This window comes from Bradyrhizobium valentinum (genome assembly GCF_001440405.1).
Lineage (GTDB): Bacteria > Pseudomonadota > Alphaproteobacteria > Rhizobiales > Xanthobacteraceae > Bradyrhizobium > Bradyrhizobium valentinum.
In genome coordinates, this window is the sequence record NZ_LLXX01000067.1 from 89,551 (window position 1) to 109,278 (window position 19,728).

Consider the following 19,728-nt stretch of genomic DNA (forward strand, 5'->3'; position numbering starts at 1 on the left):
ATTGGAGAAGACACCATGAAGGCATTCGTTGTCGACAAATACAAAAAGAAAGGCGCTCTGCGCCTGGCCGACGTGCCAGAGCCGGAGTTGCGGGACGATGATGTCCTGGTTCGAGTTCATGCAACCGCGGTGAACCTTCTGGACTCCAAGGTCAGGGACGGAGAATTCAAGCTCATACTGCCGTATCGTCCGCCTTTCATTCTGGGGCACGATGTTGCCGGGATGGTCGTCAGGGTTGGCCCCAAGGTCAGGCGGTTCAAGGCCGGCGACGAGGTCTATGCACGACCGCGCGACCATCGGATCGGGACGTTCGCTGAATTCATTGCAATGAATGAAACGGACGTGGCGTTAAAGCCCAAGAACATCAGCATGGAAGAAGCCGCCGCCATCCCGCTGGTGGGGCTGACCGCCTGGCAGGCGCTGGTTGAGGTGGGCAAGCTGAAACCCGGTCAAAAGGTCTTCATTCAAGCCGGCTCCGGTGGTGTGGGGACTTTTGCCATCCAACTCGCCAAGCATCTCGGCGCGACAGTTGCGACGACGACGAGCACGAAAAATGTCGAGTTGGTAAAAAGTCTCGGCGCAGATGTGGTCATCGACTACAAGACGCAGGATTTCGAGAAGGCTTTGACGGGCTACGATCTGGTCCTGCACAGCCAGGACACCAGGACGCTTGAAAAATCTCTGCGCGTGCTGAGACCGGGGGGCCTCCTCATCTCGATCTCGGGGCCGCCCGACCCAGCGTTCGCCAATGAACTAAAGTTGAATCTGTTCCTGAAACTGGTGATGCGCGTGCTGAGTCATGGTGCGCGAAAGAAAGCCAAAAGCCTTGGTGTGCGCTTCTTATTCCTGTTCATGCGGGCACACGGGCAACAGTTGAGCGAGATCGCTTCACTGATCGAATCCGGTTTGATCCGACCGGTCGTTGACAAGTCTTACCCGTTTGAGAAGACAGCGGATGCCTTAGCTTACGTCGAGACTGGGCGCGCGAAGGGTAAGGTCGTCATCAGAGTCGAAGAATAGCCTCACCTGTACATGGGCGTACGTTTCTCGATGAAGGCCCGCACGGCTTCGGCGTGCTGCGTGGTACTGCCTGCAGCGACCATCCTCTCGGCCTCATGATCCAATGACGTCAGGAAGTCGGCCGACAGCGCAAGGTCGAGATTGTCCTTGATGGAGGCATAGGCGCTTGCCGGACCGTTTGCCAACGTCCTCGCCAAAGCAAATGCTTCGGTTTGCAGTTCAGAATCAGGCACCACGCGATTTACCAGCCCCAGCGCTTCGCAGCGGCGTGCATCGATCCGCTCGGACAAGAACATCAGTTCGCGGGCACGCGCCGTCCCGGCCAGCCGCGTCAACAGCCACGAAATGCCGTAATCACCGGTGAGCGCAATCCTGGCGTAACCAGTCGTCATGATAGTGGATTCGGCTGCGATACGAATGTCGCAGGCGAGCGCGATCGCAAGCCCAGCGCCAGCCGCCGGTCCCGGCAGGGCCGCGATCGTGGGTTTACGCACCGAGACAAGCACGCCGGTCAGGGTTCGCTGACGTTCCCGCAATCGCGCAACCTTGTCGCTGAATGACATGGCCGGTGCGGCAGAGTTGCCGCCCATCCCCTTGACGTCGCCGCCGGAACAGAAAGCGCTGCCGGCACCGGTAATAAGCAGTGCGCCGACATCCGGATCGTCACCATTGCGCTTGATCATCCGGCGCAGCGCCGGCGTAAGATGGTCGGACAGCGAATTTCGTGCCTCGGGTCGGTTCAAGGTAATCACGGCGACGCGATCCCGGATCGCACACAGCAGTTCGTCGGTCCCTGTATCGATCGAGATTGACCCATCAGTCATGGCTGTGACCTTTCAAGTCTGCGTCTGCGGCGCTCCTTAGAATGAGTAAGCGCGCTACCCCGCTGTGACCGTGTTTCTCACCGGCCTAGCGTCACCAGTTTTCGCGGAATGGCCGCAACTCCGTAAGGAATGACCAAGCCGATCGGTCCTGACCGTAGAGATGGTACAGTTCGTCGGCGATGGCGGTAGGCTTGATGAAGAATTCATCCGGTTTGTCGCTCATCCGCGCGCGCATTCGGGGGGTGTCGATCACGGCGTCGATAAGGACATAGCCGACGTGGACGCCAAGAGGCCCCATGTCACGTGCGATCGACTCGGTCAAAATACGCTGCGCCGCCTTTGTCGGAGCGAAGCCGGCGAAATTGGCCTTGCCTCGGATCGAAGACGTGTTCCCGGTCACCAGGATCGCGCCCTTGCCTCGATCGATCATGTCAGGAGCCACTTCGCGCGCCAGGTACAATAAGGCCATCACGTTGACCTCGAAATTGCCCTTCAGCATCTTCGGGTCGATCTCGCGAAAGCTTCCCCAGCCCCCTCCTACCGCGTTGTGGACGAGAACTTCGGCCGCACCGAACCGGCGCTTTACATCGGTGACGACGGTCCGCACCTGACTCTCGTCGGAAACGTCGCAGGTCATCGCGTGGACATCGGGAAGCTCTTGCGCGAGGGAATTGATGAGCTCCGCTGAACGGGCAAGCGCTATGATGCGAAACCCGCCGGCAGAGAAGCGCTTGACGATGGCAGCTCCAGTGCCCGGCCCTACCCCGGTCACGATCGCGATTGGTTTCTCGGTCATTTGATCCTCCCTTCGAGCTATTGTCCGGCAGCTCTCATATGAATTCGCTCGGACTGCGACTGATAGGCGGCAGCCTCGTGCGCGGACACCAGGGCCAGACGCACCGCGACGTTCTTGTGGTAGGGCGTGCCCGCAATGGGATCGCGGTTGCCGCTTTCGGTGAGCAGATTGATGCGCGGCCCGTTGATCAGACGCTCTCCGTCCAATGTAGGGTATGCCTGACCGTAGCCGTGCGGCAGCGCCAGCTGGCCATGCCGCATGGCGTCATCGACCTTGCAACGCACGACCAGCCGCCCGACCACCGATTCGACGGCGATCCAGTCACCATCCTTCGCGCCCAACTCATTCAGATCGCTCGAATTGATCAACATGGCGCCGTCTGGATCCTCACGACGCCACGCGGGATCGCGAAAAATCTGGTTAGCATTGAACATGCGTCGCCCACCGGCTGCCAGCATGAACGGGAACTCTTTTGGCGCGCCCGCGGCTTGCGGATCGAGACGCGCGAGCCATTCCAGCATCTGCGGGATCGCCAGCCGAACCTTGCGGTCCGAATGGCTGATCAATGACCAGACCTCGTCATACTCGTGCCGGGTAACGGCGGTGCCTTGCCGGGCGGCCACGATAGTGTCGAACAGGAGATCGCCGAGCTGATGATCCGTCACCTCGTCCGACGCGCCAATCGCCCGCCGTACCGCTTGCGGCGATCGCTTCGCGCAAGCCAGCGCCGCACCCCACAACGGTGCCGCCGCCGCCGTGCCATCCGGAAGCGTCTGCCCCAGCGTGTGATAGAGCACCAAGGCAGGAACCGCGCCGGGATTTTCCGCGATGAAAGCCCGAAAGGCGGCGGCGAACTCGGCTCGGGAACGCCGCGCCGCCTCCCGCAGGGGCGCGAGCACATTGTCACCTGGTAGAAGCCCCAGCGCGATGGCAAGCCGCGTGTAGATCTCGGGCTCCGGCAAGGTGCCGGCGAGCGGCGGCAATACGCCGGCACGAACATGAAAATAGTTCGTCGGAAATTCGAAGTTGAACAGGGTAAATTCAGTTTTCTCGAATTGTGAGGACGCCGGGAGAACATAATGCGCGAGCCGCGCGGTTTCGGTTATCGCAACGTCGACCACAACGCATAGTTCCAGCGAGCGCAGCGCGCGTTCCACCGCCTCGGTGTTTGCGGCCGTGTTGGCGGGATTGGAGCTGTCGATCCAGGCGCAACGCAACCGGTCGGGATGGTCCTTGAGCACCGCTTCGGGGAAAATATTCGGCGGCAACAGGCCCCCAATAATCGCGTCGCCGGTCGGTGCGAATGTCTGGTTCGGAGAATTGCCCCATAGCGGTTGAAGCCAGCTATGCAATTGGTTGGTACCTTTGCGGCCGAAATTGCCGGAAAGCATGATCAAAAGTTTTTCAAGATAGGAGTTGAGCGTCGAATTGATGCCTTGCTGGATGCCAAGCTCGACCCGAACCACCATGGCCTTCGCCGCTACAATCATCGCGGCGCAACGCTCCAGGTCCGCGATCGAGATATCGGCGGCGGCGGCCCATTCTTCAACGGGAACCTTTAATAGCGCTTGCCTCACTTCCGCGAAGCCGACCGTGTGCTCCTCAATGAACGCCTGATCGACCCGATCGGAACGGACAAGCGTGGCCAACAGCGCAGCAAGGAGGAACGCGTCCGTGCCGGGACGAACCGCGAGATGCAGATCCGCCATTTCGGCAGTTTCGGTTCGCCGGGGATCAATGACGATCAGCTTGCGTGCGGGATCCTTGCGGATTTGATTGAGATGATCGCGCGCATTGGGGAAGCCGTGCGCAATCCAGGGATTTGCACCGATGACCAGCAAGAGATCGCAATGATGTACGTCCTCGGCGGTGTGGCACGTCTGGCTGCCGAACATGTGGCCATTGACCCAGAAGTCGCCGGTCTTCTCCTGCGAAAGGGCGTTGAAGACGCTGCGTGAACCCAGCGCGCGTATCAATCCGCTGGCGTAGGCACCACCGGCGTGGTTGCCCTGCCCGCCGCCGCCGTAAAGGGCGATACTCTTGCCGCCATATCTGTCGACGATGTCTCGCAGCCGCTCCGCGATCTCTGCGATCGCCACATCCCACTCGATCTCATCGAAGCCGCCGTCGGCGCGGCGGCGAAGCGGGGTTGTGAGCCGATCCCGGTGATGCGCATAGTATGGAATCCGGGTCGCCTTGTTGCACAGATAGCCCTGTGATTTCGGGCTCGAACGGTCGCCTCGCACCTTCTCGAGGCGTCCGTCATTCACCCAGACTTCGATTCCGCAATTGATGTAACACAGGTTGCAGGCCGTCTTGAGCCACTTGCCGGCCGTCATGGTGACCTCCCTTGTTATGATTTTTCGCAGCGCGTCGCCTTTGTTGTTTTTCGTTGCGGCTTCCGAATCCGGCCGCCGGCGGTCCTGCGTCCGGCATCGAGGATGCGGTCGGAAAGTTTCCCCGCGCCGACGGCGCGCGACAGCACGATCGATCCCACCATGGTTGCGATAGCGCCTGTCGCGATTTGGCGAGCCTGTCCAGGTGGCTCACCGGGAAGCAACCGGACAAGGGCATCGATCATCTTCTCCAGTTTGGAAGCCAGGGCCTGCTGCGCGCTCGGACTCGATCGCGCGACATCGACGGCCAGGGTTGGAAGCGCGCAACCGTGTTTAGGATTGTCGCGATGCCGGGGACTAAGATAATCGGCGATCAACGCCTCGTAGCGTTCCCGGTCGGCCTTCCCGTTCGCCAGTTTTTTCCATCGCTCAGTCGTTTGGTCCATCGCAAAGGCGATCGCCTCGCTGACAAGCGCGGCACGCGACTCGAAATGGTTATAGAAGCCGCCGTGGGTCAGACCCGCGAGCTTCATCAAGTCGACAACACTGAGCCCTTCCGCGCCCTTTTGGCGCAAACCGTAGGAGGCATTTTCAACGATCCGATCGTGGGTTTGACGCCTGTGGTCTTCTACGTATCGCATTGCCACTCCGTGCAAGCCCCTAAGGTGATCGGCTGCACAACCCGTCCCCATCCCCCTCGAAGCAATTCTGGAACCGCGCTTCCTTGAAGATCACGGCAACATTTCATTGCAATGCTGGCTAGCTTATATGATTATCGTCATATAACAAGCCTATCAACAGGAGAGTTCGCCATGGCTGCTGCTTCCGATCCCGTCGTTATCCTTTCCGCCGCCCGCACGCCGCTGGGCCGCTTCATGGGCGAGCTATCGCCTCTCAGCGCCCACAAGCTCGGCGCCCACGTGATCGGCGCGGCGCTGGAACGGGCCAAGCTGGCGCCCGAGCGGATCGATGAGGTTTTCATGGGCAACGTATTGCCAGCCGGACAAGGTCAGGCACCGGCGCGCCAGGCCGCCCGCGGCGCCAAACTGCCGGATGCCACCGGCGCCACCACGATCAACAAGGTCTGCGGTTCCGGCATGAAGGCCACCATGCTCGCCCACGACATCATCAATGCAGGCTCGGCCTCGATCGTGCTGTCGGGCGGCATGGAGAGCATGAGCAATGCGCCCTATCTGCTGGCCAAGGCGCGCGGCGGTTACCGCGCTGGTCACGACCGGATCATCGACCACATGATGATGGACGGGCTGGAGGACGCCTATGAGACTGGCCGCTCGATGGGCGATTTCGGCGAGGCCACCGCGGAAGCCTATCAATTCACCCGGAAGGACCAGGACGCCTACGCGATGGAGACGCTGACCCGCGCGCGCAAGGCGGTCGAAGGCGGCGCGTTCAGGGCCGAGATCGCGCCGATTACGCTGCAAGAAAAGGCCGGGCCGCGGATCGTCGCCAATGACGAGCACCCGCTCAAGGTCGACCCCGTCAAGATCCCCGGATTAAAAGCCGCGTTCCGTGCCAACGGCACCATCACGCCGGCCGCCTCCTCCGCCAATGCTGATGGCGCCGCGGCGCTCATCCTCACCAAACGCTCCCTCGCCGATCGCGACGGCCTCCCGGTGCTTGCGGAGATCAAGGGCCACGCCACCCATAGCCAGGAGCCGCAATGGTTTACCACGGCGCCGATCCCGGCGATTCGCAAGCTATTGGACAAGGTCGGCTGGAGCGTCGGCGATGTCGATCTGTTCGAGATCAATGAGGCCTTTGCCGTGGTGGCGATGGCGGCGCAGAAGGACCTCGGCATTCCCCGCGAGAAGCTGAACGTCAATGGCGGCGCCTGCGCGCTCGGCCATCCCATTGGCGCCACCGGCGCGCGATTGATCGTCACGCTGCTGCATGCACTCGAAGCCCAAAACCTCAAGCGCGGCGTGGCCGCCCTCTGCATCGGCGGCGGAGAAGCCACCGCGGTCGCGATCGAACGTGTCGTCCGCGGATAGTACGGCCGATCCGACAAGTAAGGGCTCGGCGAGCGGCGCGAACCGCGTCACTCGCCGCCTTGCAACCTGCCTATCCCCATCACCGCGAAAGTTCACATGGCTGACCACAGCGAGACGATCAAGGCCGCGCCGCTGGACGTTCCCGTCTCCAGCGTCCTGCCAATCGCGGTCCTTTCCGTCTTGGCCGCCACGGGAACGCTCGCAACCAACATCTTGCTGCCGTCGCTCCCACAAATCGCAATTTCCTTGAATGTGACCAGCGCGGCGGTCACATCCGCTATCACCGTCTTTCTTGCGGTGTTCGGGATAGGCCAACTCCTGGTCGGACCGCTTTCGGATCGCTACGGGAGACGCTGGCCAGTCCTGATCGGATTTGCCGTGTTCATCGGCGGCAGCGTCTGGTGCGGTCTGGCAAATGATCTGCCTAATCTTCTGATCGGCCGCATCGTCCAGGCTGCTGGCGCTTGCGCGACGTCAGTGTTGTCTCGCGCGATCGCCCGCGACATGTTCAGTGGGCCGGCACTGGCGCGCGCGATGGCGCTAATCATGATCGTGATGTCCGCAGCCCCCGGATTCTCGCCGCTGCTTGGCGGCGCACTCGATCACAGTTTTGGCTGGCGCTCCGAATTCGTTCTTGTCGCGGCGTTTGCCGGAGCTGGCGCCATCGCCTACGGCATCGTCCTCGGCGAAACCCACAATTCGATCCGCACTCCGCTCAATCCGGTCGCCATCGCCAGAACCTATGCTGGGCTGATTGGCGATCGTCGCTTCGCTATCCCGGCTGCAACCGCAAGCCTGATCATAGGCGGCTTGTTCTCCATGTTTTCGGCTGCGCCGCGCCTATTCATTGAAGCGATGCACTTCACGCCGATCCAGCTCGGCCTCTTCTTCGCCGGCACCGTCTTTATCGTATTCGCCGCGGGTATGCTGGCGACGAAATTGGCACCACGCTACGGGCTCGATGGCCCGATCCGATTGGGACTGTGGGCGACGGCCGCCAGCAGCGTTGCGATCCTGCTCATCTCGATGATCAGCCCGACTTTCTTGCCGTTTCTGGGCGCGATGTGCGTGTTTCTCCTCGGCATGGGCGTTGTCAGTCCACTGGCTACCGCGCGGGCGCTCTCTCCATTCGGGGAGAAAGCCGGCGCCGCCTCGGCGCTACTAGGCTTCTGGCAGATGATGAACGCCGCAATCGGCGTATGGCTTGCCGCCACGGTGTCGCATGAAGCAATGTTGGCGCTGGGCGTCGTGTTGAGCGCGTTTTCACTGCTGGCACTTGGCCTGTACACGTGGGGCCTGAGGTCTTGATCGGCGTCACTCCGCACTGTCCGTTTGTCAGCCTCAAACTCGTCCCTTATCTTCATCTCCTCGCCATCAGGTGCCATGGAACTCCGGCTTGCTGCTGCCAGGCGGGCGCGTCATCTCGAACATGTTTTCCGTACGGACCTCGAGGTAATCTCCACCGCGGCCCGCGCGCAGTATGGGACGCGCAAGTGCAGTGTTGTAGACACCGTCCTCGATCAAGGACTTATCGATGTATACCGCGACGACCTCGCCAAGCACGAACCACCCTTCAACCTTCTCACCACGCGCGTTCGTCAATTGAGAGACTTCGGTGACCTTGCATTCCATTGCGGCCCTGCTCTCGCCTACCCGCGGCACAGCGACGTGGCGTCCAGGTATTGGCGTCAGTCCTGCTGCTTCGAACTCGCTCACGCCGTGATCGAGAGGCGCCGCCGTCACGTTCATGCGCTCACCCAGATCCATCGTAACCAGATTCCAAACGAATTCGCGGGTCTCACTGACGTTCTTTACGGTGTCCTTCCACGAAATTGAGGAGAACCCGATAATCGGAGGGTCGTAGAGGAACGCGTTGAAGAAGCTGTATGGAGCGAGGTTCAGTTGACCGGTCGCATTTCGTGACGAAATCCAGCCAATCGGACGCGGCGCGACAATCGCGTTGAATGGATTATGTCTGAGTCCGTGGCCCTTCGAAGGCTCGTAATAGTGGAAGTCGGTCAGATCCATAAATTTCCCCAAGGCTGCCGGAGGCCATTCCGTCGCTGGCCAGTCGAACTTCATCAACAACAATCAACGCACGTATGACTATGCGTGGGCATAATCCTCGTCAGAACATGCGGCAGCAGCATGCCCGTCCGGAAACGCTCACGCGATCGCGCGCGCGGCAGCCGGCCTTTGCCCGGCATCATCGAGGAAGCCCGTCAGGCGCTGACGGATGATTCGTTCGGCGTCCGCCATGATGCGTTCGATCAGCTCAGGGGCATGTCAGCTTCTCCCGTAGAGCGAAATGAATGGGCGGGCTTGGTGATTTTCCAGCCGGACCCAGGCTACTGTTCGTTCGTACCGTTCTAAAATTGAACTGTCAAATCTATGCTATTCTGCTAGTTTTAACGGTTCGCCGGAGCATTGTTTCGAATTTAGTACCTATCTAGAATGGTACGAGCGGCTTGCGGTTCCCTGGATGATTCGAGTGGAGCAGGCGCCGGACGACCGGAGAGCAGGAATGAAATGGGATGAACTTGAGGAGGAGCCATGTTCGATGGCTCGAACCATCGGTGTGATTGGCGACCGTTGGACGCTGCTGATCCTCCGCGAATGCTTCCTGCGCGCGCGCCGCTTTGAGGGTTTTCAGTCAGCGCTTGGAATCACGCGCCATTTGCTCGCAGAGCGGCTGAAAAAGCTGGTTCGCCAAGGCGTCTTGCGCCGCATTCCATATCAGGAGTCGCCCAAACGCCACGAGTATATCCTGACGCAAAAGGGTCTCGATCTCTATCCGATCATGATGGCGCTCGTCCATTGGGGCGACACCCACATGGTCGACGAACGCGGACGTCCCCTACTGCATGAGCACCGCAAGTGCGGCAAGATGTTCGATCCCGTGATGGTGTGCTCGGAGTGCGGTGAGCCGCTTTCGGCCAAGGAAGTTCAAGTCCATCCTAGACCAGGCGCGCGCCCGGCTTTGGAGAACGCTTCTCTCGAAAGGCGCAGGCAAGCGGCGTAACGTACCGTCCGGCACCACTCGGAAGCCGCATCGAGAACCTCGCTGAACGAGGCGTACCCGTCCATCGCTGCGAAGGCGGATACCGACGGAGGCCTACGTACAGCGGGGTCCGGCCGGACACCGGCGGCAGTTCCAAAATCAACCCCGATGGAGCGGTGTCTTGTCGTAACCCAGCCCGCTGATCGCATCGGCCGACGGGAAGATGCTGTCGTAAATCGCGCGCGCCTCTCGAACCAAGCGGGCCCGCTCGAGCTCGGACTTTGGAATAAATCGAATGACTTCACCCATATGCAACTCCAAAATTGGATACTCTGTCGCTTTAGATGACGACTATCATTTCAAGTAAATGGGGAGACCCTCGTGGATTTGCACCGCGCCGGCGGCAACAAAGGGATAAAAAGCTCGTGAACGCGGAACCAGCGACGCCGTGCATGCTCCGGTTTTGGGCCGAAAGCCAGCTCAACGCCGGCATGGCTCACCCAAAGTCGCGGGCGCCAGCTGACGTCCGACCGGGCCGCCGACGGCCAAGAGCGCCAGCAGATACGGCAGCATGATCAAGGGCTTCAAAACTCGAATTTTCGCGAGGTCTGAGTCGCTGATGCATATGTGCAAAAAACGCTGCGCCAGCAGCTAGCGAGATACGATCCGGATCGAGAACAGTATCTCCGGTTCGACGCAAATCCCTTGACCGCGCAAGCAGCGTGCGTGCGGCCTCACGGAGAAACTATACTCTCGTAACGATCCCACTTGAGCAATTTGCACTACGCGAGAGCTGGCGAGATCTAATATCCCTCAGCCCCGCTTGAGCACCATTAGCGACATGCCATAACCGCTCATTCTGCGAATTGAGCTCTGAGCGAAGATTGGCCTCGGCTGTCTGGGCAACGACGAGCCTGACGCTCGCAGCCACCACCTCGAAAAAACGCACAGAGCGCCGCCTTTATTCGAAGGCCAATCGCGCACATTGGTGTAGTACGCCGCGATGCGCAGTGGCCGCCAAACGAAGGTGGAAATGCGAAACTGTTCGCCTACGGGTGTTTGGATAACAGGCAGTACAGCATTTGGTACTGCACGGCTAAATCAAGCTCGTCTTAAGTGCTGATCGGACTGACCTTTTTCCGCTCAGTCCGTCCAGTCCATCATGGGCGCGACGGAAAAGCGATAGTCTTGATATTTCAATAGTTTATCATCTTCTTTCGGCGGATTTGCCCCGTTATACTATTTCCGCGAAAATAGTATACCTATCGCGTGTGCGTAATCGACGACCCTCCCATGACAGCGGCCGTAAATGTCACCGCGAACCCGCGGCCATACAAGCCCAACTTCTAAGAAACGTCGCTAGTCGCATCGCCATCCTCCCTAGTCCACCCAAAGGAACGCGATCCTTCTGCCGGGATAGTGGCCGCGTGCACTGACCTCATTATGGAGGAACGGCAACCGAGGGTGCAGTGTCGATTAGTCGTGAATCGGAATTTCGCCACCCGGTGCTTCGACAGCTAACGCGACGCATTATTCACCGAGAACCGGTCGCTGCGAAAAGAGCAAATCCGCCACCACCTGGCGTTTCCAGCGTCAACCGCGACCTAGGAGCGGCGACCACCGTTTCCCGGGGATCAATCGGTACGCCATCCAGCAGCACGTGGCCGGTAGCGCCCGGTTCGCCACCGTGCATGCCGGGTGCTGGCGTGCGCAGCCGATCGGCCATGAAAGACATCGTTACCGGTTCGTCCGCAAGCAAATCAATTTCGAACACCTGTCCATCGCCCCCTCGCGTCTTGCCCTCCCACAAATCTCCCAGGACTTGCTCGGGGATGCGCACGTTGTTCTTGATGATTTCGATCAGCAATTCGTTGATGGCGCCCGCCGTCACCAGTTTCATCGGCGGGGTACGCAAACCTTCCTCATAGAGGTCACGGGCGCGGAGCTTGGTGTTGGCCTGTTATCGCGCGTCTTCGTCGAAGACGAACTTGACAGAGGAGACCTAGTAAATCACGGAGGTTATTCCTGCGAGGGCAATCTCTGTTATCATCTGGCCGTGCAGCATCGTGTACGGCCCTTAAGCGAGGCTGCGCAGACACTTCATGATTGGATACTTGCGCAAGCAAGGTAACCCTCTCCACTTCAGGAAGCGGCGCTTGCTGATGCCCATGCGCAGTGCTCCAAAGCTTGCGGTCGCGTCGTTCTTACAAGCCATCGGCGCCCAATGAGGCAATACCGATGGAAAGACCTGCATCCAGCGCAAGGGCCGGCCTTGTTGGCGAAAAACTTCCTGCGTGCACGGAGATGCGCCTCCAATGCAAATTCTGCATTGGACGTCCGGGAGAACGCGAACTAGCCTGCTGCGCGCGTGAAGGAGACTTTTTAGATGAAATGCCTGCCTGTGCTGCTCGCCGCCGTATCCATCGCCGGCCTCATCGCCCATGGCGGCTACGCTTTTGCTGCCGAGACGGCCGACCTCGTCATCAGCGGCGGGACGATCTACAGCGGCGCCGACGAGGCGCCGTTCGTCGGCGATGTCGCGGTCACCGGCGACAGGATCGTCTATGTCGGCCCGCGTGCCGGCGCACCGGCGGCAAAGACGACCATCGACGCGCAGGGCATGATCGTTGCGCCCGGCCTGATCGACGTCCACACCCATCCCGAGAGCTATATCCGATCGGGCGATGCGGCCAAGCGGCTGAATGCGCCGTGGCTGATGCAGGGCGTCTCGACCGTGTTCATCGGCGTCGACGGCAGGGGTACGCCCAACGTCGCCGCCGACCAGGCAGAGCTCGAGGCGCAAAAGGTCGGCACCAACATCGTCAGCTATGTCGGCTTCGGCGCCGTCCGCGAAGCGGTGCTGGGCAAGGATGCTCGCGCCCCCTCGCCCGCCGAACTCGATCGCATGAAAGCCCTGGTTGCGAAAGCGATGTGCGAGGGCGCCATCGGCCTTTCCGCCGGACTGTTTTACGCCCCGCAGAGTTTTGCGAAGACGGAGGAAGTGGTAGCGGTCGCGAAGGAAGCGGCGCGCCGCGGCGGCATCTACGACACCCACCAGCGCGACGAGAGCTCGTATTCCATCGGCCTGATGAACTCCGTCAGGGAAGTGCTGCAGATCGGCCTCGAGGCCGAAATGCCCGTACATTTTGCGCACCTGAAGGCGCTCGGCGTCGATCTGCAGGGCCAGGTGCCGGAAGTGATCCGCCTGATCGAGGCCGCGCGCGCGAGCGGCCAGAAGGTGACGGCCGACCAGTATCCGTGGCTGGCGTCGAGCACCAGCCTCGATGCGGCGCTGGTTCCGCGCTGGGCCGTCGACGGCGGCTATGAGGCGATGATCCGGCGTTTCGACGATGCGGCGGCAATGGCGAAGATCCGCGGCGAGATGATCGAGAATTTGCGTCGGCGCGGCGGCGCGGACTCCATCCTACTGGTCAGTGTGGACCGGCCGTGGACAGGCAAGCGACTGTCGGAAATGGCCGACACATGGAGGATCGAACCGATCGATGCCGCCGTGCGTATCCTGCGCGCCAATCCGCGCGACATGATCGCCTCGTTCAACATGATCGACAGCGACGTCGATCTCGTCATGAAGCAGCCCTGGGTCGTCACTTCTTCCGACGGCAACGACGGCCATCCCCGGCAATACGCCACCTTCCCGCAGAAATACGCGGTCTATGTGCGCGAGCGCGGCGTCATCGACCTCAGGACCTTCATTCGACAATCGACCGGCCTGTCCGCCGACATCTTCAAGCTCGACCGGCGCGGCTATCTGCGGCCGGACTATTTCGCCGACGTCGTGGTGTTCGACCCTGCCCGCTATGCGCCGAAGGCAGACTATGTGCGCCCGAGCGAATTGAGCGCCGGCGTGCAGACACTGCTAGTCAACGGCACGCCGGCCATTCAGGAAGGCAAGCTGACGCCAGCGGCCAGCGGCCGCGCGCTGAAGCGCACGCCGGCGCCGGGGACTTGTCCCTAGAGATCGGCTCTATCGCGTCGACAGCCCCCATCGCCTTCGGCTTCATGTTGTCGCCGGTGAGACAAGGCCCATGGACAAGAGCGCGATCGCCGAAGTGCTCCGCAAATGTCAGGCGTGGCCGCCACGCCCGGGTTCGGAACCGATCGATCCGCCCGTCTTCACCGCGGGCGCAACAAATCCGCATGTTGGCGCGTTGGCGATGCCGGTGTTCGGCGCGGATGCCAAGTTGATCGGCGTGCTGGCGCTGTCAGGGCCGGTGGCTCGTCTGACGCCCGAACGGGTGAAAAGCATGGGCGCGATATTGTCAAAAGCTGCCTGGAAGCTGACGCGGGCACTTGGCGGTCCCGACGAGCGCACGGATGGTCGGCTGGGATGCCGCGGAATAGCCAATCTCACAGCAAGGCTCGGAACTGCACGAATGAGCAGCGAAGGAATGATGCTTTCCACCGCAGTCAATTTCAGACTGTTCGTCAACATTCGCCATTCCCCTTGCCCTCCGAATCTGATCGTGCGCGCGTGCTGACCGGGGGCGAACCCGTCACGTCAGAAGGCCAGCTCACGTTGGCCGTGATGAGATTTTTCTTGATCTCTCGGTGCACACGTCGTGCACACGACGCCTCATAAGCTATTGAAGAACCTGACCTCTCGCTCCAGTCCATCATAGGTGCGATACCGAATTGCCAGACTAAGTCATTCATTTTATTGATCTGTTTTTGCCCATCTCAGTTCGGTAGGACTGGATCGACCGGAAAATTCAGCGCGAGTATACCTCCGTAGGGTTGGTTCTTCTAGAACCATATCCGCTCGAATTGGAAGGCAAATCGTCACGTCCGCGCTCTCAGTGCACACATCGTGCACACGACAGCTCGAGCGCAGACGCGGCGCTTCATTCAATCTCATTCTAGAGACCGGCGATCTGGCCGCCGAAGCCATCCCTTTCCCGTTCACATCACAACGCGATTGACGCGATGAAAACACCGAAAACGATCCACATTCAACTGAAATCAAAATCAGCTTTGGCAATGAAGTCCGCATTGGTCAAACACATCGAGGACAGATCATGCTCGCCGCAACGTCGGCGTAGTTTGGGAAACATCTCAATAGAACGTGAGGGATATGGTGAAATTGGATCATGCAGAGCGTCCTTGCCCAATCCACCCCGCGGCGCACTGGCTGAGCTTCGTTCGCGGCCATCATCTTGGCCGCATCATCACTCCTGCCAGCCCGATCAGCCCCTAAATCTCACTTCTAAACCGGCAACGAAATGACGAGGGTGGTCCGTGAGCGAACGGGAGCAGGATATACGAAATCCGGAGTGAACGAGCTTCTGTATCAAGTTGCGGATGCAAGTAGCCCGATCTCGATATGCGGCACGGCTTCGACCAGCTCTCGCGTGTAAGCGGTTTGGGGATTATCGAACATGCTGCCTTGAGGTTGTTCGGCTCGACAGAGACGACACGGTGACGGCGACTTGCTCGGTTCCGCAGGAGACCCCCAACTGCTTTCCACTAGATTTCCGTTCGCAGACCAGCGCGCTCGTGGCGGATACATTGCTTCCGGGCGGGCGCGTTCAGCGCGTCCTTCACCATCTGACCAAGCGCCAGGAAATCGACCTTGCGTGGAGACGTCCGGCGCCACGCCAGCCCGATACTGCGGCCGGGTTGCGGTTCGACAAAACGCAGGAGCTTCACTCGGTCGTCGCGCAACTCGACATCGGCCGCGACTTCCGGAACTAGCGTGGCGCCATATCCGCTCGCCACCATCTGCATGACCGTTGCAAGGCTCGTTGCACTCAGACTCGAGGCCACAGTCCAACGTCCCTTGGCACAATAGTCGAGCGCTTGATCCCGCAGACAATGGCCTTCTTCCAGCAGAATGAGCTTACGCTTCTTCACCTCGCCGGGCGTCACGCGCGCCGTTTCCGGAAGAGGGTCGTCGGCGGGCACAGCAAGTAGGAAGCGGTCTCTCATGAGATGGAAAACTTCAACCGCGGCCGCCTTGAGCGGCAACGCCAACAACAATACTTCGAGAGCGCCACGCTCGAGATCCGCGAGCAGCACCTTGGTCTGTGCTTCCACCAAATCAAGGCGCAGATCGGGATACCCGAGTTCTAGTTGCGGCAGCAACCGCGGCAAGATATACGGCGCCAGCGTCGGGATGACGCCAAGGCGCAACGTTCCGCTCAGCACCCTGGCTCTGTGTTGAGCCAGGTCTGTCAGGTCGCGCACTTCACCAAGGATCACTCCGGCGCGTTGCGCGATCTCGATGCCAAGTTCGGTGAACATCGGCGCGCCCGGGCGCCGCTCGATCAACTCTATGCCGAGAAGCCCTTCCAGTTCGTGGATCTGCATTGAAAGAGCGGGCTGGCTGACGCAACACTCCGCCGCGGCTCGTCCGAAATGCTGATGACGGGCAAGCGCATCAAGATAACATAGCTGCCGGGTCGTGATCACCCCGATAAGATATTCTTAATGCCGCGGCAAAGCAATTTGATTGGCTTTTTGGCCGCTAGCTTAAAACACTGGGCGGCTTGAAATCGTGTGGGTTGAAATCACCAGCGCAAGCGCGCCGCACGTGCACGCTCCGAGGGTCGCTGTTGTGCGGACAATCAAAGGGAGAACCGCAAATTCGGACTTAGACGCCCCAAGGCGCCCGCGAGGTCACCTGATCAAATCGGGGAACCATCCATGGTAGGCAAACAAATCGCATTTTCCCGCAGGGCGCGTGAAAGCATGCTGCGCGGTATCGACATTCTCGCCAACGCGGTGCAGGTGACGCTCGGGCCCAAGGGCCGCAACGTGGCAATGGAAAAGTCGTTTGGCGCACCCCGCATTACCAAGGACGGTGTGACGGTCGCCGGAGATATCGAGCTCGAGAACAAATTCGAGAACATGGGGGCGCGGCTCGTGCGCGAGGTTGCGAGCAAGACCTCCTATGTCGCCGGTGACGGCACAACCACTGCAATCGTGCTGGCGGCTTCCCTCGTTCGCGAAGGCACCAAGGCAGTCGCCGCCGGCATGAATCCGATGGACCTGAAGCGCGGCATCGACCTTGCGGCCGAGGCTGTCGTCGAGGATCTCAAGAGGAACTCGAAGAAGATAACTTCCAACGACGAGATCGCGCAGGTCGGCACTATCTCCGCCAATGGCGATGCCGAAATCGGCAGGTTGCTCGCCGAGGCCATGAAAAAGGTAGGCAATGAGGGCGTGATCACGGCCGAAGAAGCGAAGTCGATTGAGACTGAGCTCGACGTAGTCGAGGGCATGCAGTTCGATCGGGGTTATCTCTCGCCCTACTTTATCACCAATGCCGACAAGATGCGGGTGGAGATGGAGGATCCCTACGTCCTCGCATATGAGAAGAAGCTCTCGGACTTGCGGGAACTACTACCACTGTTGGAAGCCCTGGCGCAGACAGGTAAGCCGCTGCTCATTATCGCCGAAGAGGTCGAAGGCGAAGCACTCGCCACCCTCGTGGTCAACAAGCTGCGCGGCGGCCTCAAGGTCGCGGCCGTGAAAGCGCCCGGCTTTGGCGATCGCCGCAAGGCGATGCTGCAAGACGTCGCCATCCTGACCGGTGGTACCGCCATCCTGGAAGATCTCGGCATGAAGCTTGAGAACGCCACGCTCGACATGCTCGGCCGCGCCAGAACGGTAATGATCGACAAGGAAAGCACCACGATCGTCGGCGGCGCCGGCAAGAAGGAGGACATCGAGGCCCGCATCAACGAGATCAAGCAGCATATCGCGGAGACCACCTCCGACTATGACCGCGAGAAGCTAGAGGAGCGGCTCGCCAAGCTCGCCGGCGGGGTGGCGGTGATCCATGTCGGGGGAGCCACAGAGATCGATGCGAGGGAGCGCAAGGATCGTGTCGACGACGCGATGCATGCGACCCGTGCTGCGGTCGAAGAAGGCATTTTGCCGGGCGGCGGGGTGGCGCTGCTGCGCGCCGCCAAGGTGCTCGACCGGTTGAAGCCCGCCAACGAGGACCAGAAGCACGGTGTTGACATCGTCAAGAAGGCAATCAGCTGGCCAGCGCGCCAGATAGCACTAAACGCCGGCGACGACGGTTCGGTGGTGGTCGGCAAGATTCTGGAGAAGGACCAATACCACTGGGGTTATGATGCCCAGACTGGCGAGTACGGCAACTTGGTCTCCAAGGGTATCATCGATCCAACCAAGGTGGTGCGCACCGCGCTGCAGGACGCGGTCTCGGTCGCCGGCCTGCTCATCACCACTGAGGCCATGGTTGCCGAGCTGCCGACGCCCCCGCCTCCACCTCTGCCGGGCCACGACCACGGCCACCATCGCAGCGACATGGAGTTCTGAGCCGATCGCGATCCCGCACGCGGCCCCATGCAGCCCCGTTGTGCCCGTCAACAGGATTAGGTGTTGCGCTGCGCCGACGGTCGCAAGCGCCTCCGACGAGGAGGAGTCGTCTTGTGAGAGCACCCATGGTAAGGAGGCTAGAAATATCGAGCGCCCGCTTTGGAGAGTTCCGCCTCTCGATTGGGAGGACCTCGCGTTGGAGAAGACGATTCCACTTGGCTTTACGCGCCGAACCGTCTTGACGGCCGCCGTTGCCGGGACCACCGGCTTTGCAAGCGCCGCTCTCGCCCCATCACCGCCCCCGAACGGGGACGCGGCGGATCTCGTTAAGCAACTGACCGGAAAAGCCCCGACCGCATCGGATCGTCTGCATCTGGTGATGCCGCAAGTCTTTCCGAATGGCTACACCGTGCCACTCACGCTCGTGATCGATAGTCCCATGACCGAATCCGATCACGTCAGGCACGTCTCAGTGCTGGCGCCGCGAAACCCGCTTGTCGAGGTTGCGACGTTTCATTTCGTCCCACAACGCAGCGAGCCCCGCGTGTCGACACGCATTCGCCTTGCCGAACCGCAATACGTCCTGGCGGTTGCGGAGATGAACGACGGTACATTGCTGATGACCGAAAGCTGGGTCGAGGTCGCAACCAACGGATGCAAGTGACTGATGGAGGTGCGGAATGTTCACTCCGGCGCCCCGTGTGCAAGTGCCAAGCACCGCCGCGAACGGTGAAGTGTTTCCGGTCAAAACTCTGATCAGCCATCCGATGGAGACCGGGCTGCGGCACGATGATCGCGGCAACGCCATCCCGCGCAAGATTATCAACAAGTTTATCTGTCGCCACAATGGCGTCGTGGTGTTCAGCGTCGATCTCCACGAAGCCATGGCGGCGAATCCTTTTATCGAATTCTACTTGCGCGCGACGGAGAGCGGCCGGCTCGAGTTCGTTTGGGAAGAGGATGGCGGCGGCGTCCATGTGTTGGAGCACCAGCTCACTGTCGCCTAATGTCGTGGTCACGTTGCTATGCCCCTTCGCGCCATGAGCAAGGGGATCGGCGATCGCAAATACCGGGATGGAGCCGGTCTCAGCATGCGCACAATCATCGCCGTTTCGATTGCCGCAGGTTCGTTCATCATTCTGGCCGATCGCAGCCAGGCAGCGGATCGCGATGGTGGAGCCCAACTCGCCGCGATGTGCGCGTCCTGCCATCGTCTGGATGGCGGCGATGGTGGTATTCCGACGATCCTTGGCATGAGTCCGGAGATGCTCGCCCGCGCAATGCTTGCGTACAGATCGCGCGAGCGCCCGAGCCATATCATGCGCGCCATTGCCCTGTCGCTCAGTGATGAAGAAATCGCAACTGTGGCGCGCTATCTCGCAGCCCTGAACAAGTAGGTTAGGCCGTGAAGTCCCCGACGCGTCGAGAGTTC

General features: G+C 60.5%; 18 protein-coding genes and 1 pseudogene. 10 read left to right on the top strand and 9 right to left on the bottom strand.

Features of this window, described 5'->3' with window-relative positions:
• Window positions 1-15: 15 nt before the first annotated feature.
• A complete protein-coding gene (locus CP49_RS11450) occupies window positions 16-1,020 on the top strand; it encodes an NADP-dependent oxidoreductase (RefSeq protein WP_057850352.1) in 1,005 nt (334 codons plus the stop codon).
• A gap of 2 nt (window positions 1,021-1,022) precedes the next feature.
• Here CP49_RS11450 and CP49_RS11455 read toward each other — a convergent pair whose 3' ends face one another.
• The 4 genes from CP49_RS11455 to CP49_RS11470 all read right to left on the bottom strand — a co-directional run bounded on the left by CP49_RS11455 (window position 1,023) and on the right by CP49_RS11470 (window position 5,617).
• A complete protein-coding gene (locus tag CP49_RS11455; protein WP_057850353.1) occupies window positions 1,023-1,844 on the bottom strand; it encodes an enoyl-CoA hydratase-related protein in 822 nt (273 codons plus the stop codon).
• 91 nt (window positions 1,845-1,935) lie between these two features.
• Complete coding sequence (locus CP49_RS11460; RefSeq protein WP_057850354.1) at window positions 1,936-2,640, bottom strand: SDR family NAD(P)-dependent oxidoreductase; 705 nt, start codon at window positions 2,638-2,640, stop codon at window positions 1,936-1,938.
• A gap of 17 nt (window positions 2,641-2,657) precedes the next feature.
• Complete coding sequence (locus CP49_RS11465) at window positions 2,658-4,979, bottom strand: molybdopterin-dependent oxidoreductase (RefSeq protein WP_057850355.1); 2,322 nt, start codon at window positions 4,977-4,979, stop codon at window positions 2,658-2,660.
• Between the two features lie 14 nt (window positions 4,980-4,993).
• Window positions 4,994-5,617, bottom strand: a complete 624-nt coding sequence (locus tag CP49_RS11470) for a TetR/AcrR family transcriptional regulator (protein WP_057850356.1) — start codon at window positions 5,615-5,617, stop codon at window positions 4,994-4,996.
• A gap of 171 nt (window positions 5,618-5,788) precedes the next feature.
• On the opposite strand from CP49_RS11470, the gene CP49_RS11475 reads away from it, so the two are divergent.
• Together CP49_RS11475 and CP49_RS11480 are read left to right on the top strand one after the other, a co-directional pair.
• Entirely contained in the window at window positions 5,789-6,988 is a 1,200-nt protein-coding gene (locus CP49_RS11475) for an acetyl-CoA C-acyltransferase (RefSeq protein ID WP_057850357.1), read from the top strand.
• Between the two features lie 96 nt (window positions 6,989-7,084).
• A complete protein-coding gene (locus tag CP49_RS11480; protein ID WP_057850358.1) occupies window positions 7,085-8,296 on the top strand; it encodes a multidrug effflux MFS transporter in 1,212 nt (403 codons plus the stop codon).
• Window positions 8,297-8,362: 66 nt separating this feature from the next.
• Here CP49_RS11480 and CP49_RS11485 read toward each other — a convergent pair whose 3' ends face one another.
• Window positions 8,363-9,016 (bottom strand): flavin reductase family protein, encoded by a 654-nt coding sequence (locus tag CP49_RS11485; protein WP_057850359.1) that lies wholly within the window; start codon window positions 9,014-9,016, stop codon window positions 8,363-8,365.
• Window positions 9,017-9,512: 496 nt separating this feature from the next.
• Here CP49_RS11485 and CP49_RS11490 point away from each other — a divergent pair, with 496 nt between their 5' ends.
• The gene (locus CP49_RS11490; RefSeq protein ID WP_057850360.1) at window positions 9,513-10,010 is read left to right on the top strand and encodes a winged helix-turn-helix transcriptional regulator; all 498 of its coding nucleotides are present in this window, start codon (window positions 9,513-9,515) and stop codon (window positions 10,008-10,010) included.
• 138 nt (window positions 10,011-10,148) lie between these two features.
• On the opposite strand, the gene CP49_RS45915 is transcribed toward CP49_RS11490, so the two are convergent.
• The 3 genes and pseudogenes from CP49_RS45915 to CP49_RS48600 form a co-directional block, all read right to left on the bottom strand.
• Window positions 10,149-10,298 carry a hypothetical protein gene (locus CP49_RS45915; protein WP_197423081.1) on the bottom strand — a complete coding sequence of 50 codons (150 nt, stop codon included), beginning with the start codon at window positions 10,296-10,298 and terminating at the stop codon, window positions 10,149-10,151.
• Window positions 10,299-11,523: 1,225 nt separating this feature from the next.
• On the bottom strand, window positions 11,524-11,829 hold the full coding sequence (locus CP49_RS11495) for a hydantoinase B/oxoprolinase family protein (protein WP_276326570.1): 306 nt from the start codon (window positions 11,827-11,829) through the stop codon (window positions 11,524-11,526).
• Window positions 11,809-11,919: pseudogene (locus tag CP49_RS48600) on the bottom strand (hydantoinase B/oxoprolinase family protein); the annotation flags it as partial. The pseudogene CP49_RS48600 and the gene CP49_RS11495, both read right to left, overlap by 21 nt.
• A 456-nt stretch (window positions 11,920-12,375) precedes the next feature.
• Between CP49_RS48600 and CP49_RS11500 the strand changes: the two are divergent.
• Together CP49_RS11500 and CP49_RS11505 are read left to right on the top strand one after the other, a co-directional pair.
• Complete coding sequence (locus CP49_RS11500; RefSeq protein WP_082645968.1) at window positions 12,376-13,965, top strand: N-acyl-D-amino-acid deacylase family protein; 1,590 nt, start codon at window positions 12,376-12,378, stop codon at window positions 13,963-13,965.
• Window positions 13,966-14,164: 199 nt separating this feature from the next.
• Window positions 14,165-14,488, top strand: a complete 324-nt coding sequence (locus CP49_RS11505; protein WP_197423082.1) for a hypothetical protein — start codon at window positions 14,165-14,167, stop codon at window positions 14,486-14,488.
• Between the two features lie 985 nt (window positions 14,489-15,473).
• Here CP49_RS11505 and CP49_RS11510 read toward each other — a convergent pair.
• The gene (locus CP49_RS11510) at window positions 15,474-16,418 is read right to left on the bottom strand and encodes a LysR substrate-binding domain-containing protein (RefSeq protein WP_057850363.1); all 945 of its coding nucleotides are present in this window, start codon (window positions 16,416-16,418) and stop codon (window positions 15,474-15,476) included.
• 234 nt (window positions 16,419-16,652) lie between these two features.
• On the opposite strand from CP49_RS11510, the gene groL reads away from it, so the two are divergent.
• The 4 genes from groL (at window position 16,653) to CP49_RS42610 (ending at window position 19,693) form a co-directional block, all read left to right on the top strand.
• Window positions 16,653-18,296, top strand: a complete 1,644-nt coding sequence (gene groL, locus CP49_RS11515) for a chaperonin GroEL (RefSeq protein ID WP_057850364.1) — start codon at window positions 16,653-16,655, stop codon at window positions 18,294-18,296.
• A gap of 196 nt (window positions 18,297-18,492) precedes the next feature.
• Entirely contained in the window at window positions 18,493-18,960 is a 468-nt protein-coding gene (locus CP49_RS11520; RefSeq protein ID WP_245310651.1) for a thiosulfate oxidation carrier protein SoxY, read from the top strand.
• Between the two features lie 16 nt (window positions 18,961-18,976).
• The gene (gene soxZ, locus CP49_RS11525) at window positions 18,977-19,303 is read left to right on the top strand and encodes a thiosulfate oxidation carrier complex protein SoxZ (protein WP_057850365.1); all 327 of its coding nucleotides are present in this window, start codon (window positions 18,977-18,979) and stop codon (window positions 19,301-19,303) included.
• Between the two features lie 84 nt (window positions 19,304-19,387).
• On the top strand, window positions 19,388-19,693 hold the full coding sequence (locus tag CP49_RS42610; protein WP_156438301.1) for a c-type cytochrome: 306 nt from the start codon (window positions 19,388-19,390) through the stop codon (window positions 19,691-19,693).
• The last annotated feature ends 35 nt before the right edge of the window (window positions 19,694-19,728 follow it).

Coding starts and splice junctions, on each gene's coding strand:
- CP49_RS11450 (WP_057850352.1), top strand. CDS start 16: ATGAAGGCATTCGTTGTCGACAAATACAAAAAGAAAGGCGCTCTGCGC.
- CP49_RS11455 (WP_057850353.1), bottom strand. CDS start 1,844: ATGACTGATGGGTCAATCTCGATCGATACAGGGACCGACGAACTGCTG.
- CP49_RS11460 (WP_057850354.1), bottom strand. CDS start 2,640: ATGACCGAGAAACCAATCGCGATCGTGACCGGGGTAGGGCCGGGCACT.
- CP49_RS11465 (WP_057850355.1), bottom strand. CDS start 4,979: ATGACGGCCGGCAAGTGGCTCAAGACGGCCTGCAACCTGTGTTACATC.
- CP49_RS11470 (WP_057850356.1), bottom strand. CDS start 5,617: ATGCGATACGTAGAAGACCACAGGCGTCAAACCCACGATCGGATCGTT.
- CP49_RS11475 (WP_057850357.1), top strand. CDS start 5,789: ATGGCTGCTGCTTCCGATCCCGTCGTTATCCTTTCCGCCGCCCGCACG.
- CP49_RS11480 (WP_057850358.1), top strand. CDS start 7,085: ATGGCTGACCACAGCGAGACGATCAAGGCCGCGCCGCTGGACGTTCCC.
- CP49_RS11485 (WP_057850359.1), bottom strand. CDS start 9,016: ATGGATCTGACCGACTTCCACTATTACGAGCCTTCGAAGGGCCACGGA.
- CP49_RS11490 (WP_057850360.1), top strand. CDS start 9,513: ATGAAATGGGATGAACTTGAGGAGGAGCCATGTTCGATGGCTCGAACC.
- CP49_RS45915 (WP_197423081.1), bottom strand. CDS start 10,298: ATGGGTGAAGTCATTCGATTTATTCCAAAGTCCGAGCTCGAGCGGGCC.
- CP49_RS11500 (WP_082645968.1), top strand. CDS start 12,376: ATGAAATGCCTGCCTGTGCTGCTCGCCGCCGTATCCATCGCCGGCCTC.
- CP49_RS11505 (WP_197423082.1), top strand. CDS start 14,165: ATGCCGGTGTTCGGCGCGGATGCCAAGTTGATCGGCGTGCTGGCGCTG.
- groL (WP_057850364.1), top strand. CDS start 16,653: ATGGTAGGCAAACAAATCGCATTTTCCCGCAGGGCGCGTGAAAGCATG.
- soxZ (WP_057850365.1), top strand. CDS start 18,977: ATGTTCACTCCGGCGCCCCGTGTGCAAGTGCCAAGCACCGCCGCGAAC.
- CP49_RS42610 (WP_156438301.1), top strand. CDS start 19,388: ATGCGCACAATCATCGCCGTTTCGATTGCCGCAGGTTCGTTCATCATT.